Origin of the sequence: Mycobacterium montefiorense, assembly GCF_025823255.1 — a bacterium.
Classification (GTDB): Bacteria; Actinomycetota; Actinomycetes; order Mycobacteriales; family Mycobacteriaceae; genus Mycobacterium; species Mycobacterium montefiorense.
Genome location: NZ_JACKVL010000012.1, coordinates 133,054 through 146,615, shown reverse-complemented (window position 1 = coordinate 146,615; position 13,562 = coordinate 133,054). Strand labels below are relative to the sequence as shown.

17 protein-coding genes and 1 pseudogene are annotated in these 13,562 nt (G+C 63.4%); 7 read left to right on the top strand and 11 right to left on the bottom strand.

The annotated features are described in order from the left end of the window. Positions 1–8: 8 nt before the first annotated feature. The 5 genes and pseudogenes from H7K34_RS10340 to H7K34_RS10320 all read right to left on the bottom strand — a co-directional run bounded on the left by H7K34_RS10340 (position 9) and on the right by H7K34_RS10320 (position 4,407). On the bottom strand, positions 9–1,034 hold the full coding sequence (locus tag H7K34_RS10340; protein WP_264061805.1) for a 3-oxoacyl-ACP synthase III family protein: 1,026 nt from the start codon (positions 1,032–1,034) through the stop codon (positions 9–11). A gap of 867 nt (positions 1,035–1,901) precedes the next feature. After that, positions 1,902–3,283: pseudogene (locus H7K34_RS10335) on the bottom strand (cytochrome P450). Next, positions 3,255–3,635, bottom strand: a complete 381-nt coding sequence (locus tag H7K34_RS10330; RefSeq protein WP_264061804.1) for a thiol-disulfide oxidoreductase DCC family protein — start codon at positions 3,633–3,635, stop codon at positions 3,255–3,257. The pseudogene H7K34_RS10335 and the gene H7K34_RS10330 overlap by 29 nt, the downstream one beginning before the upstream one ends. 24 nt (positions 3,636–3,659) lie before the next feature. After that, positions 3,660–3,962, bottom strand: coding sequence for a DUF4193 domain-containing protein (locus H7K34_RS10325; RefSeq protein ID WP_264061803.1), 303 nt, complete (start codon positions 3,960–3,962; stop codon positions 3,660–3,662). 145 nt (positions 3,963–4,107) lie between these two features. Next, positions 4,108–4,407 (bottom strand): hypothetical protein, encoded by a 300-nt coding sequence (locus H7K34_RS10320; RefSeq protein ID WP_264061802.1) that lies wholly within the window; start codon positions 4,405–4,407, stop codon positions 4,108–4,110. Between the two features lie 160 nt (positions 4,408–4,567). Here H7K34_RS10320 and H7K34_RS10315 point away from each other — a divergent pair, with 160 nt between their 5' ends. Then, the gene (locus H7K34_RS10315; protein ID WP_264061801.1) at positions 4,568–5,242 is read left to right on the top strand and encodes an HAD family hydrolase; all 675 of its coding nucleotides are present in this window, start codon (positions 4,568–4,570) and stop codon (positions 5,240–5,242) included. Here the strand turns inward: H7K34_RS10315 and H7K34_RS10310 are convergent, their stop codons facing one another. From H7K34_RS10310 to H7K34_RS10300, 3 genes are all read right to left on the bottom strand, one after another. Further along, entirely contained in the window at positions 5,243–5,515 is a 273-nt protein-coding gene (locus H7K34_RS10310) for a DUF6328 family protein (protein ID WP_264062423.1), read from the bottom strand. 144 nt (positions 5,516–5,659) lie between these two features. Next, a complete protein-coding gene (locus tag H7K34_RS10305) occupies positions 5,660–5,809 on the bottom strand; it encodes a hypothetical protein (RefSeq protein WP_264061800.1) in 150 nt (49 codons plus the stop codon). 49 nt (positions 5,810–5,858) lie between these two features. Further along, positions 5,859–6,227: an STAS domain-containing protein gene (locus tag H7K34_RS10300; protein WP_264061799.1), complete on the bottom strand. Its 369-nt coding sequence runs from the start codon at positions 6,225–6,227 to the stop codon at positions 5,859–5,861. 159 nt (positions 6,228–6,386) lie between these two features. On the opposite strand from H7K34_RS10300, the gene H7K34_RS10295 reads away from it, so the two are divergent. From H7K34_RS10295 to H7K34_RS10270, 6 genes are all read left to right on the top strand, one after another. Next, positions 6,387–7,265: an STAS domain-containing protein gene (locus H7K34_RS10295; protein WP_108920220.1), complete on the top strand. Its 879-nt coding sequence runs from the start codon at positions 6,387–6,389 to the stop codon at positions 7,263–7,265. Between the two features lie 22 nt (positions 7,266–7,287). Beyond that, entirely contained in the window at positions 7,288–7,677 is a 390-nt protein-coding gene (locus tag H7K34_RS10290; protein WP_108920219.1) for an STAS domain-containing protein, read from the top strand. Further along, positions 7,667–8,077 (top strand): anti-sigma regulatory factor, encoded by a 411-nt coding sequence (locus tag H7K34_RS10285; RefSeq protein WP_108920218.1) that lies wholly within the window; start codon positions 7,667–7,669, stop codon positions 8,075–8,077. Before H7K34_RS10290 ends, H7K34_RS10285 begins: the two co-directional genes overlap by 11 nt. Further along, on the top strand, positions 8,070–8,696 hold the full coding sequence (locus H7K34_RS10280; RefSeq protein WP_264061798.1) for a SpoIIE family protein phosphatase: 627 nt from the start codon (positions 8,070–8,072) through the stop codon (positions 8,694–8,696). Before H7K34_RS10285 ends, H7K34_RS10280 begins: the two co-directional genes overlap by 8 nt. Beyond that, a complete protein-coding gene (locus H7K34_RS10275) occupies positions 8,693–10,930 on the top strand; it encodes a SpoIIE family protein phosphatase (protein WP_264061797.1) in 2,238 nt (745 codons plus the stop codon). The genes H7K34_RS10280 and H7K34_RS10275 overlap by 4 nt, the downstream gene beginning before the upstream one ends. 64 nt (positions 10,931–10,994) lie before the next feature. Then, positions 10,995–12,014 carry an iron-containing redox enzyme family protein gene (locus H7K34_RS10270; protein ID WP_264061796.1) on the top strand — a complete coding sequence of 340 codons (1,020 nt, stop codon included), beginning with the start codon at positions 10,995–10,997 and terminating at the stop codon, positions 12,012–12,014. Here H7K34_RS10270 and H7K34_RS10265 read toward each other — a convergent pair. From H7K34_RS10265 to H7K34_RS10255, 3 genes are all read right to left on the bottom strand, one after another. Next, positions 12,007–12,216 (bottom strand): CDGSH iron-sulfur domain-containing protein, encoded by a 210-nt coding sequence (locus H7K34_RS10265; protein WP_264061794.1) that lies wholly within the window; start codon positions 12,214–12,216, stop codon positions 12,007–12,009. The genes H7K34_RS10270 and H7K34_RS10265 overlap by 8 nt on opposite strands. Further along, positions 12,213–12,905: a HemK2/MTQ2 family protein methyltransferase gene (locus H7K34_RS10260; RefSeq protein WP_276059469.1), complete on the bottom strand. Its 693-nt coding sequence runs from the start codon at positions 12,903–12,905 to the stop codon at positions 12,213–12,215. The genes H7K34_RS10265 and H7K34_RS10260 overlap by 4 nt, the downstream gene beginning before the upstream one ends. A gap of 95 nt (positions 12,906–13,000) precedes the next feature. Further along, entirely contained in the window at positions 13,001–13,555 is a 555-nt protein-coding gene (locus H7K34_RS10255; RefSeq protein WP_108920213.1) for a type 1 glutamine amidotransferase domain-containing protein, read from the bottom strand. Between the last annotated feature and the right edge of the window lie 7 nt (positions 13,556–13,562).

Below are 13,562 nucleotides of genomic sequence, written 5' to 3'. Positions count from 1 at the left end.
GTCGTGTGTCATGTCACACTCTCCAGAACCATTCCACCCTCAATCCACTTACTAGATTCGATTGTTACGACAGCTGCGAGCTGTCCGGAGCGCGCCTTCGTGGCAAGCGCATCCAACTGAAGGAAGGGAAGGGCGTTGCCGTTGTTGCCGGTATCGGCCACTACGGAGATTTCCAGCGAGTGCTCCGCGGGTTCCATTTGTTTAACGACACGTTCGGTCATGTGACCACTCAGCTGTGGTGGCAGCAGATAGTCGAGATCACATCGTGCAATGCCCGCGTCAGCGATCAATTCGGTCAGCACGTCTCGGGAAAGTCGAGGAACCCACCGCTCGATGGCTTTGTAGTCCTCGTTGACGCCGGGCTGGTCGAGATGGCGGTCGGCGAGGCCGAACCAGTCGATCTGCTGACCAGGCTCTCGTCCCAGCCCGCAGAATCTGTTGATCAGCGCTGTGACCCCGAACTGGGCACCGTCTTGGCTGATCGATAAAACGGCGGCACCGGCCCCGTCCCCGAACAGCACAAGGTTTATCAGTTCGGATGGGGACATCGCTGAAATCACGTCGCGGTCGAGGCGCAAGTGTTTGGTGCAGGTGTCGGCGCCGATAACGAGACCGATTGGACGGCTTTCGTCCAACAGCCGGCCTCCGAGTTCGAATGCGGCAATGGCACCGGAGCAGCCTGATTGCACCTGGAATGTCGGAATACGATCGAGACCGAGGGCGTCGGCCACTAGGTTGGCGGAGGTGGGCATGAGGTGGTCAGGGGTCGCGGTACTGAGTACGAGGAAACCGATTTCGGCCGGAGTGATGTCGGCTCGGCTCATCGCCTGACTTGCCGCCGAAGCTGCCATATCGGCAAGCGAGTGGGTTTGCCGGCCGCTTTCGATGTCGACGCCAAAGTACCGTGTTCGGGTACCGACGTAGAGATCGATCCATTCTGGCTGTACGCCAATGGATTTGCACAACGTGGCGTTGTCGATAGGTGGTCCTGGTAGTGCACTACCGATGCTGAGAATGTGTGTTTGGTAGCTCATGATTCCTCTGCAGGTATAGGGCGATCAAACGCAGGCGAGGCAAGCACAGCGGGCGGGGCGAGGGTCGGTGACCCCGTTCTCGTGCGCCACGTTCAGCCCGGCTCCGGTGCCGGGTTCACCTGATACGTTGTGCGGCTGGTGAATGCGGTGTATGTAGCTGGGGCGTAGACGAATACGCGATGCCGGCGGACACAGTCATGCCGAAGACCCCGCGGGTCCCCCGCATGATCGCGTCGCCAGCTCGCAAAACGCTCGACAACGCGAGCACGACGGTCGGATGTGAGTGCACCGCCACCGCCGCACGAGTGGTGCGGCTAGGCGAGTGGAAGTTGCGGACGGCGATCAGACCGCAAGAGTCCGGCGGCGACGTTCACGCGGTCACCCGGCGGGCACATGCCGTTCGGGGGCGACCTAGCCGATGACGCCGAACACCGTTGCGATGAAACTGAACACGGCACGAGAGTTGTGCCGGGATCTAGACCTCGGTAGCAACCGATCGAAGCACTTCATCATCAATCTCCCCTCGGAAGCGATATACGTAGGTGGAAACTATATACATATGCAACATACATTGGGAAGAGGTTCGCGACCGGCGTCGTCGTTGGCTTTCCGAACGCCACCAGTGCAGACTCCGTACGCCACCAGTACAGACTCTGTACGCCACCAACGCAAACTGAGTCACCCGATCGGTCTGCGGCACCAGCCCGCCGGGTGGGTAGGAGGGGGGGTCGTAGTCGTGGCCCCGTCGGCGATCCCGGCGGCACATTTCGAACCATGTACACGGTATTTCTGTTGCTATACACAATCTTTCGAGCTGTAGCGAACTCCGCCCCGAGCCGACCTGCCGGGCAAACCCTGAAACTCAGATTATTCCTCGGTGCGCGGTTCCCGGGCGTGCAACCGCACTCGGGTTCCGTGCGCAGGCGCCAGCATTATCGAGCGCCGCACAATCCGCTCCGTCTTGTCGTCGACGGCACTGAACTCGCCTTCCCGCAGCAGTGTGTGCAACACAGTAATCAGCTCGCGCATCGAAAAGCTCGCGCCCAGACAGCGTTTCATACCACCACCGAACGGAACCCAGGCGTAGGTTTGCGGCCGGCAGCCGAGAAAGCGCTCGGGGCGGAACTCATTCGGATTCGCGTAGGTCTGCGGGTTGCGGTTGATGGCGATGATATGGACAACGACTCGCGTCCCGGCCTCAATACGGTAGTCGCCGATGGGAAAGGGTTGCGCGGCAACGCGTGCCGTGAACGGCGCCGGTGGACGTATGCGCAGGGTCTCATTGATCACCGCCGTGGTGAAGTCTTCCCCACCGCCAATGGCTTCGGCCTGCACGCGCCGTAACGCTTCGGGATGGTGCAGCAGCAGGTCGAACAGCCAGGCCAGCGTGGTAGCGGTGGTTTCGTGGCCGGCCAGCATCAAGGTGATCAGGTCGTCGCGGATCTCGTTGTCCGACAATTGTTCTCCGTCATCGCCACGCGCGGACATCAACAACGCCAGAATGTCGAGCTTCTGGTCGAGATAGGGATCGCTTCGCCGTTGGGCGAGATCAGCGGCATGACGACGCCATCGATCTCGGCATTGGCCTGAGTCCGCGCGGGCCACGCCCGCAAGGTGCCGAGGCGCCGCAGCGCGTAGCGGACTGTCAACTGCTCGGAGACACCAAGATTCAGCAATCGCTCGAATGGGCGGCCCAGTCGCCGCACCTCGTCAGGATCGTCGACACCGAAGATGACCTTGACGATCACATCGAGCATCAGCGATCGCGCCGCCTCCAGCATCTGGAACGGACGGTCAACGGGCCAGCTGCGCAACGCCGCGCGGGCCGACTCCTGCATGATCGGCACGTAACTGCTCAGCGCCGCGCCGTGCAGTGGCGGCGTCAAAAGCTTGCGACGGCGCAGATGTTCGGGCTCTTCCTGGACGAACATCGATCCGGACCCGTAGATCGCGGCCGCGGGTCCCACCCCTTCACCGCCGAGCAGGACCTCGGGCGCCGCAGTGAAAACCTGCTTGACCAGTTCGGGGTCGGACACAATCGCGACGTTGCCCAAACTGAGGATCGGCATCGTCATGATCGGTCCGTACCGGCGTATCAATCGCAGCATTCGGCGCTCACCGCCAACCAGATAGGCAAGCGCGTACGCCGCGGCGAAAACCGCACGTACCGCGCGCGGCGCGGGTAATCCGGGTGGGCGGTTCAAGCCATTCCGGTGGCGACTACGCGCATCGCTGCGGCTCGGCCTCACACAGCGGCGTCACACCACGAAAGTGATATCGGTGTGTCGCCACCCAGCGATAGATGACGTTCTGCATCGCCCCAATGCCGGGGATCCGGTAGATCCACAACGGCAGGCGCGTGCCCAATGCCGCGGCCAGGGCGGCGTTGATCGCGTGCGCTCCGGTGAAGACCGCGCCGGAAGAATCCAGCCACCACGCGGATTGCAGCATTCGCTCGCCGGTAACCCCGAGCCGCTCGGCCATCCCCGGTGACTGCATCGGTTCGATGCGCAACATGCCCGTTCGGTTCAGCCGGGCCAGCCGATTGACCTCCCGCGTGCACATGCCACATCGGCCGTCAAAAACTAAGACGCCATGCATCCTTCGATTGTATTTCCAACGGCACTAAGCACAATCGGTGCAGACGGGAAGCCCCGAGCTGGACAGCACCATCCGGTGGCGGTGCTGAACCAGGAAACAGGTCGAGCACGTGAACTCGTCGGACCGCTGCGGAATCACCGTCACGGCAAGTTCTTCGCCAGACAAATCCGCACCGGGCAGCTCGAAGAAGTGCACATCGTTGGGGTCCTCGTCGACTACTGCGGTGGCTGGCCCCGACAAATTGGGATCAAGCTGGCGTAGCTCGGCCGGCTCCTGGTTCTCTACGTCGCTCACGCGGCGCGCGTCGTAATCGCTTGCGGTCTTCATGGGCATACCTTCCTGCTGAGCTGCCGGGATGACGCACGTCCGATGTACTCCCCCGTGCGAGTGTCGATACCCCGTTCCGGGGCACCCCACACACGTTCAGTAGAAGAAAATTGCGCGCCCGAAAATTCCCGGCGAGCGAACACGATCAACTACTCGGCGGAGGTGCCGGGGCGTTCCGGCACATCGCTACTAGCTGCAGTTCGGCCTTGCGAACGTGGCGATGGGCAGCAATCAGCCGGCCCGAGCCCGCAACGCCGAAAGCGACGGCCGCAATTGCGGCGACCACACCGATAAGGGCGTGTCCCGCGGCCAATTGGTACAGGCCAGCAGCCAGGGTCGTCACAGCGGCCGCTACCGCGGCCAAGGCTGGGATATTGGCCGAGTTTTTCAGCGACTCACCGGCGCGCTGACGCGTGGTCCGCGCATGGTCAACCGGATAGTTCATCTCGGACTCCTCCCCAAACATGTTCGGCACTAATACGATTCACGTTGAGAGTGGGCGTCTGGTTCAAAGTCTGCGCAGAATGCACCGCGATTTGCCGCTTGGCAGCCACTAAATGGCTCGGCGCCGTGTCAGCCCACCCGAAGGCGGGTATCCCGCAGCGATGAGAGCACCCACTGTCCTTTTCGACGTGGACGGAACCCTGGTCGATTCCAACTATCTGCACGTCTATGCGTGGCTGCGAGCCTTTGACTCCCAAGGCATATCGGTCGCGGCCTGGCAGATCCACCGCTGCATCGGCATGGACGGCTCGAAGTTGGTGGCCGCGCTTTCCGACGATGCGCCGGCGGACGTGCAGGATCGGCTCAGCGATGCACACAGCCGCTATTACCGGGAGATCTCGCCCCTGCTGGCGCCGTTGCCGGGCGCGCGGGATTTGTTGCGCCGCGTGGCCGATCTGGGCCTGCAGGTGGTGCTGGCCAGTTCGGCACCCGACGACGAGCTCGAGATGCTGCGCAAGGTGCTCGATTGCGACGACGTGATTGCGGCGACGACATCGTCTCGCGACGTCGACACCGCCAAACCCGAGCCGGGCATCGTGGAAGTGGCGCTGCACCGGGCCGCGGTGACGCCTGAGACGGCGGTGTTCGTCGGCGACGCCGTCTGGGATGGGCATGCCGCCCAGGCCGCCGGGGTGCCGTGCATCGCGGTGTTGAGCGGCGGCACCTCCCACGAGGAATTGGCGGCGGCCGGTGCGTCACCCGTCTTCGCCGATGCGCGGGACCTCCTCGAGCAGCTGAGCTCTACCCGCATAGCGGCGCTGGCGCCCGGCCGCTGACTAGGTGCCGTGGGTGCGCAGCGACAGCGGTAACAGCCACCAGAAAAACGCGAACAGCGTTAGCGCTAATCCACCCGCGATCAACCCCGCCGTGGTCCCGGCCACCGCGACAAAGATGATGACCGTCACCCCGGTCAGCAGCTGGACGCCCGTCTGCACGACGCGTAGTTCCTGCAGCAGGCTGTTCCAGTTTCGGTCGAGCCGCTCGGTCTGGGTTTCGCCGCGGGTGTCGTGATCCCAACCCTGGTCGCCTTCCGGGTGGTCGACATCCATAGCGGTGATCATCGCACCGAGCACGAGCGCCTCGCTCGGTTTCGAAGGGCGTATGGTCCCGCCTTGGGTGAGAACGCCTGCCTGCTATGGCTTCTCGATCATCACCAAGGTAAAACAGGTCACCAGGAAGTGAACCCGAAGCCGTCAACGCATCGATCCGACGCGGCCACATCCGCTCACCGCCGCGGGCAACACCGAATTCAATGCGCCGATTTGGATGCCGCCCACCGACCGGCGCTCAGCGGGCATCGCCACGGCCGGCTCGACGAACTTCACGACAACGTTGGGCGGCACCGACAGCCTGGTGGGCTTGCTGGCGCGGCTTTTCGCTGATCAGGTGGTGTCAGCGGTTGAGTGTGCCGTCTTGCACCGCGGTCAATGCGTCGTCCAGAGTCGGATACAAGGGAAACGTCTTGTCCAGACCAGTCAGGTGGATCGGGCGCCGGGTCGCAGGACCCCGCGCGACCACGCCGAACTCCGCGGACTTGCCGAGTTTCTCGTAGGTCGCCACCAGAATCTTCAGCCCGACCGAGCCGAGGAACTCCACCCCGGAGAGGTCAATGACCAGCGCCGTCGGCCCTTCCGCAACGACCGCACCGATCGCTTGCTCCAGGGCCGGAGCGGTGACCAAATCGATTTCACCGCTGACACTGACCACGGACACCCCATCGTGGTCCGCGACCAACGTGGTAATCGAATCAGGAGCTGACAATGGTGATCCTTCGTCTGGGCCTTAAATGTGGTGCAAGCCTAACCTGCCGTGCGAACTGCGAGAAGAAGAAGACCTCAACACCTGCCCGGCGTCCAATCAGGCTAGTCTCGCAAAAGAACCTGCGCACTGCGGAGCGCGACGTGGCACACGGGAGGCCAGATGTCAGATTCCAGCACCGTCACCACCGCAAGTATCTCCAGTGAAGGCCTTCTGCCGCAGCTAGTGCAGCACCTGCGGCAGAACCGCACCAATCTGCGCGAGGAATGGGCCCGCAGGATCACCGAGGCGGAACTACTCACCGCGATGACCCCCGAGGAGATTTTCTCCGAAGCGACCGCCGTGTACGACAACTATGTCGAGGTGCTCGAGACCGGTAGCGTCGAGGCGCTGCAGGACTACGCCCGCGACCTGTCCGAGCGCATCATTCCGCGTGGTGTGGAAACCGACGAGGTGCTCGGCATCGTGTTGCTGCTGCGTGACGTGCTGGCTCGCTCGCTGTTCGAGAAGTATCAGACCGACTTCGACATGCTCAACCGCGTTCTCGATGCCTATGAACCGGCGGCCAACCGCATCGCCAACACCGTGGGCGTGTCCTTCGTGCAGGAACGCGAGCGCATCATCCGCCAGCAGCAGGAGGCGATCCGCGAACTGTCCACGCCGGTGCTGCAGGTGCGCGAGCAGCTCCTGATTCTGCCGATCATCGGTGTGCTGGACAGTCAGCGTGCCCGCCAGGTCACTGAGCAGCTGTTGAGAGCTATCCGAGCCAACCGCGCGAAGGTCGTCGTCATCGACATCACCGGTGTGCCGACCATCGACTCGACGGTGGCCAACCACCTGGTGCAGACGGTGGACGCGTCCGGCCTGATGGGTGCCAGCGTCATCATCACCGGTCTGTCTTCGGAGATCGCCCTGACGCTGGTGACGATCGGACTGGATCTGTCGAAGATGAACGCCGTCGGTGACCTGCAGGGTGGTATCGAAGAAGCAGAGCGCCTGCTGGGCTACGAAGTCACGCGCACCGGCGAGCTGACCGGGTGAGCACAACTAGCACGGACACCGTATGCCAGTACCCATCCTGAAACAGGGCTCGATTCTCATCGCGTCGGTACAGGCCGCCCTGTCCGACTCGGACGCCGAACGGCTGCGGTATGACCTGATGGAGCGGGTCAGCCAATTCCGCGCGCAGGGCATCATCGTCGACGTCACCGCCATCGATGTGATGGACTCATTCGCCGCCCGGTCGCTACGGACCATCGCACACATGACCCGGCTGCGCGGCGCTGACACCGTGATCGTAGGCCTGCAGCCAGAAGTGGCCTTTGCGATGGTGCAACTGGGCCTGGCGTTCGACGACATGAATACCGCGTTGGATCTTGAGGAGGGCCTTGCCCTGCTGAATCGCCAACGGGGAGTAGGGAAACCGACGATCGGGCGCGACGGTGGCGTGTGACATTGTCGTCGTCATCAACAATCCCGACGACATCGTCGAAGCCCGCAAAGCAGGACATCAGCTCGCATTAGAACTCGGATTTTCCCTTACCGACGTCACCATGATCGCCACGGCGATCTCCGAAATCGCGCGAAATATCACCAGCTATGCGGGGCGGGGCACCGTGCGGGTCGCGGTGACCGAGCGTGACGGCCGCGAGGCGCTGGTGGTTCGCGCCGAGGACGACGGTCCGGGCATCGCCGATATCGAGCGGGCGATGGAAGACGGCTACTCGACGGGGCGCGGGTTGGGCATGGGGCTACCCGGGTCGCGCCGTTTGATGGACCGACTGATCGTGGAATCCGCACTCGGCAAGGGAACCGTGATCGAAATGTGGAAATGGGTTCCCGGCCGTGCGTGAAAGCGGTCGACTCGGCCCCATCGAGTGGGCAAATGCGGGGCGTCCCCTCCCGGGCGAGAACACCAGCGGCGACCGCAAGATCGCGATCGGCATCGACGACGATGCCGCCCTGTTCGGTGTGGTCGACGGCCTGGGCCATGGACCTGCGGCCGCGACCGCCGCGATCCGTGCCGTCGAGACAGTGCAGCGGGCCGCCGGCGAGCGCCTCGAGGTCCTGATCCAGCTCTGGCACCGGGTATTGGGGGGGACCAGAGGAGTCGCAATGACCCTGGCGAGGGTGGATTTCGCGGCCAAAACGCTCACCTGGACCGGGGTTGGAAATGTCGGCGCCAACCTCGTCTCCAAGGATGCGACCGGTGTCCACATCCGATCCAGTGCGCGCCTTGCCGCCGGCATCGTCGGCTATCGCATCCCGGAAATCAGGCCGGCACAGGTGGTTTCAATTCGAGTCGGCGACTTGATCGTCCTGACCAGCGACGGCATCGCCGAGGATCACCTGGACCACATCGACTTCGCCGCATCGGCCGCGGTGATAGCCGACCACATTCTGGGTAAACATGCGAAAGAAACCGACGACGCGATGGTGCTCGCCGCGCGTCACCGGGGGACCTCGACATGACCGAAGCGGCCGAATTTCACGCTCAGTACATCGCCGCGCTGCGGACCTACTTGGACGCGCGCGACGATAACATCCTGGCCGTCGCCCACGAACTCGGACGCCGGGCGTTGCAAGAACAAATCAGCATGCTCGACATCATCGAGCACCACGTCCGTCTCGTCCTCGAGCTGACCACCGACATCCAAGTCGACGCACCGGTCGCACTGGAATTTCTATTGCAGACGCTAGCTCCGCTCGACGTCGCGACCCGAGGATTCCTCGACGGCACCAAGCGCTACGCGGAGCAGCGTGCCCGTGCCGACGGCCTCGCCGACCGGGACAAATTCCGTACCGCCCTGGTTAATTCGTTGCAGGAGGGCTTCTTCGTCGCCGATCACGAAGGCTCGATCATCGAGATGAACAGCGCCTTCATCGAGATACTCGGCTACCCCACCGAGGGCTTGCCCTACCGGTGGCCACACCCTTGGCTGGTCGACAAGAAGACTGCGCGAGAACACCAGTCCCGGGTCCGCAGCGAGGGCGGCACCCAGTACGAGACACCGATTCGGCATCGAGACGGCCATCTGGCCTGGGTGATGGTGAGCATCAATGCCGTCAAAGCGAGCGACGCCGACGAGGCGGTGTACGTGGGAACGATTCGCGACGTCACCGCGGAACGCGCATTCGCCGCCCGGGAGAGCGCTGTCCTGCGCCTGGCCACCGCGGTGGCGGTGGCCAAGAGCGTATCCGAGCTACTGGCGATCACCCTCGACGAATGCCGGACCGCGATCGGCGTACAGCGTGTAATCGCTGTGACCTGGCCGGCCGGCGACGGCGAGCCCACCGTACAGGTGGCGGGTGAGCCGGACGAAACGACTTGGCGCGGAATGGATCCCTGGTTGCGCGACACATTTCAGGATGCGCGCCAACAGCTTCCGCTGACGGCTAAGACCATTGAACGGCCCAACAAACCCGGTAAGGCACATGGGTTGGTCGCAGTGCTCTCCGGCACCGGAGACCTCGCCTTGTGGATGGAGCTGGGGGTCCCGCGCTGGGTCAGTGCGGAGGATCGGCTCTTGGTCACGGTGCTGATCGGTCATCTCAGTTTGGCCATGCAGCATGTTCGCCAATTCGAAAGTGCCCGCGAAACTTCGCTGACATTGCAGCGTGCGCTGCTGCCCGCGATGGAGCCGCCGCCGGGCTTCGCGATGCGCTACGAGCCCGCCGTACCACCGTTGGAGATCGGAGGTGACTGGTATGACGTGCTGCCGATCGGCGATCACCGCATCGGCATCGTCGTCGGCGACTGCGTAGGCCGGGGTCTGCCGGCCGCCGCGATCATGGGTCAGCTGCGCAGCTCGGCACGCGCGCTGTTGATTAACGGCGCGCAACCCGCATTGTTGCTCGAACAACTCGATCTGGCGGCATCGCTCATTCCGAATGCGTACTGCACCACCCTGTTTTTGGCGATCCTGGATACCGAATCCGGAGTGTTGGAGTACAGCAACGCCGGTCACATGCCTGCGGTGCTCGCCGGACCTTCAGGCACCTCGGTCTTAAATGACGGCCGGTCGGTGCCGTTGGCGGTGCTTCGCGACGAACCTCGCCCGCAAATCTCCCGGCGGCTGTCATCCGGCTCGACGTTGATGGTGTTCACCGATGGACTAGTAGAACGCAAACACGAGTCGCTTGATGACGGAATAACCCGCGCCGCAGACGTTTTGCTGGAGACGATGACTTCGCCGCTGGACTCCGTCGCGGACGTGGTGCTTCGCGAGCTTTCCCCGGCAACGGGCTACGATGACGATGTGGCGATGGTGATATACCGGCACCAGCTGGCGCCGCTGCGAATCGAAACACATGCTATCGCAGACGAATTGGCTATCATCCGGCATCGGCTGGCCGATTGGCTCAGGGCCGCTGACGTCCCGCACGACTTGGTCGATGACATCGTGCTGGTCGCCAACGAAGCGTGCACCAACTGCGTCGAACATGCATACCGCGGGCATGGCCTCGGGACAACACTGCTCGAAGTCAAAACCGTCGACGGCGAAGTCCGCGCCCGCGTCACCGACCAAGGATCCTGGAAACCGCCAAAGGTCAACCCGGGCAACAGCGGGCGGGGCCTCATCCTGATGCGCGCGATCAGCGACACGCTGGAAATCGACAGCAGCCCAACCGGAACCATCGTCGACATCACCTTCCGGCTACCGACAGCGCCCGTAGGGGTCGATGAGTGGTCCGGTGGCCGCTAGAAAGCGCCGAGCCGACGCCGTGAACACCGTTTGCGGGGACCCCGTTCGTGGTATCTCCACCGACGTGACTCAAGCGTCGACCACTGCAGAACCCGCCCTACCGGCAGCGCACGGACCGCTGTCGACGGCCGTGCATCGCGCGTTGGCCGGGCCGCCGTCCGGGGATCATCTAGCCCGCATCGGGGTATCGGTCGGCGATTCGGATCCCTACGGCCTCGACCTGCAGCTGGCCCTGTGCATGTGCTACGAGCTGCACTACCGGGGTTTTGCGGGAGTGGATCCCACCTGGGAGTGGAACCCCGACCTGCTGGGGCTGCGCGCCGAACTCGAGCGCGCCTTTCTGGCGGGCGTGCGCCGCGATGTCGGCCCGATCGAACCCGACCGCACCTCAGCGGCGGAGATGGCAGCGATTTCGGTCGAACCCGTCGACGGCACCGGGCCGTCGTACTACTTGCGCGACAGCGGGACCTGGCAGCAGATGCGCGAATACTTCGTGCATCGGTCGATGTATCACCTCAAGGAGGGCGATCCGCATGCCTGGGCCATTCCCCGGCTGACGGGCGGTGCCAAGGCGGCGTTCGTGGCAATCGAATTCGACGAGTATGGCGCCGGTCTTGGCCACCGAATACACCAGCAGCGCTTCGCGGATCTGATGACGGCGGCCGATCTGGACCCGACCTATCTGGGCTACCTTGACGACGTGCCTGCCGAAGCACTCGCGGTGGTCAATCTGATGTCGCTGTTCGGCCTGCACCGCTGGCTGCGTGGCGCGGCGATCGGGCATTTCACCGCGACGGAGATCACGTCGTCGCCCGGCTCACGGCGCATGGCCCAGGCGCTCGAGCGGATGGGCGCACCACAGCCCTGTGTCGGGTTCTATCGCGAGCACGTCGAGGCCGACGCCGTCCACGAACAAGTGGTGCGCATCGACGTAGTGGGCGATCTCGTCGCCCGCGAACCAAAATTGGACCGCGACATCGTTTTCGGGATGCGCGCCTTCACAGCGGTCGAAGATCGCCTGGCGGACAAAATCATGGAGTCCTGGACGCAGGGCCGGACGTCGCTGCGCCGACCGCTCATTTAGCCGCTGAGCCAATATCTTCGACGTGCCGGCAGCGCCGGTGGCTGGTATCGCACAACGGGTATTCCTTGCTCCGTCCACAGGTGCAGATGGCCACCATGAACCGGTCGGACTCGACGACACCGCCGCCGTCGGTTTCGATACGCACCGGCCCCGATACCAGAATCGGTCCTTTAGGTACCACCCGTACCCGGGTGCCTGTCATGGCTTGTCCGCCCGGATCACCACCAGCTCCTCTTCCCGACAGCCGCTGCGCACCAGGCCGACCTGCTCCAGCCAGGCCGCCCGCTGAGTCAGCACGGGTCCAAATGGAATTCGTTTGCAAGCAACGACTTCGGCGTTTAATCCGGTCGATCGCAGGCAGTCCAGCGAACGGTGGATCCCGGCCAAGGCGGACTGTACCAACAGTAGAGATCCGCCGGCACACAGCAGGTCTGACGCCGACGCGCAGAGTGGGTCCAACACTCGCCGCCCATCGCAACCCGCATTCCACGCCCATGACGGGCCCACTCCGGGCGAAACCATGTCAATATCGTCCTCCGGGGGAGTCGGCACGTAGGGCGGGTTGGCCAGCACCACATCGAATGGCGCGCAGGTCAGGGGGGCGATCCACGATCCTTCCCGGACATCGAGGTCGACTCCCGCGACGATCGCGTTGCCCTGACTGAAATGCACCGCGTATGGACAGATGTCGAAGGCCGTGACGCTGGCACAACCCATTTCAGCAGCGGCGATCGCGACATACCCGCTTCCGGTACACAGATCCAGGACTCGGCGACCCGGGATCATCCCGCTGTATTGCATTGCGCTAACCAGCAATCGGGAATCATCTTGTGGCTGATACACCGTCTGTACATCAAGAATGTCGGTGGTAACCGGGTACGTACTCGTCAACAGTAGGCCTTTCGGGTGATCGCCGTGCTGGTCACGGCCTGCTATGTTAATGCCCACAACAGTGTCTTAAGTCGCCGACCATGCCCGTCGGCGACTTAACTCGTTGTAGCGTGCGCGAATTGCTTAATGACGGTCGCGCAAAAGGCCGGCAGGTCCGCCGGAGAGCGACTGGTAATCAAATTGCCGTCCACAACGACTTCCTCATCCACGACGTGCGCGCCGGCGTTGCGCAGATCGGTGCGAATGCTCGGATAGGACGTGAGCGTGCGCCCCGCCACCACACCGGCCTCCACCAGCGTCCACGGCCCGTGACAGATGGCTGCGACCGGCTTTCCCGAGCCGACGAAGTCGCGAACGAACGAGACGGCGGTCGGGTCCTTGCGCAGCTTGTCAGGGTTCACCGTGCCGCCCGGCAGTATCAAACCGGCGAACTCTTCCACCGAAGCGTCCGCCACAACACGGTCGACCGTGAATCGCCCGGCAGGTTCGAGATCGTGCTCGCGCGCCTGGATTTCGCCTGCCTTCAACGACAGGACTTCGACCCGGGCGCCGGCTTGTTTCATTGCTGCGCGCGGCTGCTCGAGCTCCGCCTTTTCCACGCCGTCAGCCGCCAGAATGGCGATTACCTTGCCTTGCAATTCGTTTGGCATTAACTCT

Excerpts from the sequence above, each read along its gene's own strand:
- H7K34_RS10295 (WP_108920220.1), top strand. The coding sequence starts at position 6,387 with ATGTCAGATTCCAGCACCGTCACCACCGCAAGTATCTCCAGTGAAGGC.
- H7K34_RS10275 (WP_264061797.1), top strand. The coding sequence starts at position 8,693 with ATGACCGAAGCGGCCGAATTTCACGCTCAGTACATCGCCGCGCTGCGG.
- H7K34_RS10290 (WP_108920219.1), top strand. The coding sequence starts at position 7,288 with ATGCCAGTACCCATCCTGAAACAGGGCTCGATTCTCATCGCGTCGGTA.
- H7K34_RS10255 (WP_108920213.1), bottom strand. The coding sequence starts at position 13,555 with ATGCCAAACGAATTGCAAGGCAAGGTAATCGCCATTCTGGCGGCTGAC.
- H7K34_RS10325 (WP_264061803.1), bottom strand. The coding sequence starts at position 3,962 with ATGAAGACCGCAAGCGATTACGACGCGCGCCGCGTGAGCGACGTAGAG.
- H7K34_RS10330 (WP_264061804.1), bottom strand. The coding sequence starts at position 3,635 with ATGCATGGCGTCTTAGTTTTTGACGGCCGATGTGGCATGTGCACGCGG.
- H7K34_RS10265 (WP_264061794.1), bottom strand. The coding sequence starts at position 12,216 with ATGACAGGCACCCGGGTACGGGTGGTACCTAAAGGACCGATTCTGGTA.
- H7K34_RS10320 (WP_264061802.1), bottom strand. The coding sequence starts at position 4,407 with ATGAACTATCCGGTTGACCATGCGCGGACCACGCGTCAGCGCGCCGGT.
- H7K34_RS10340 (WP_264061805.1), bottom strand. The coding sequence starts at position 1,034 with ATGAGCTACCAAACACACATTCTCAGCATCGGTAGTGCACTACCAGGA.
- H7K34_RS10310 (WP_264062423.1), bottom strand. The coding sequence starts at position 5,515 with ATGGATGTCGACCACCCGGAAGGCGACCAGGGTTGGGATCACGACACC.
- H7K34_RS10315 (WP_264061801.1), top strand. The coding sequence starts at position 4,568 with ATGAGAGCACCCACTGTCCTTTTCGACGTGGACGGAACCCTGGTCGAT.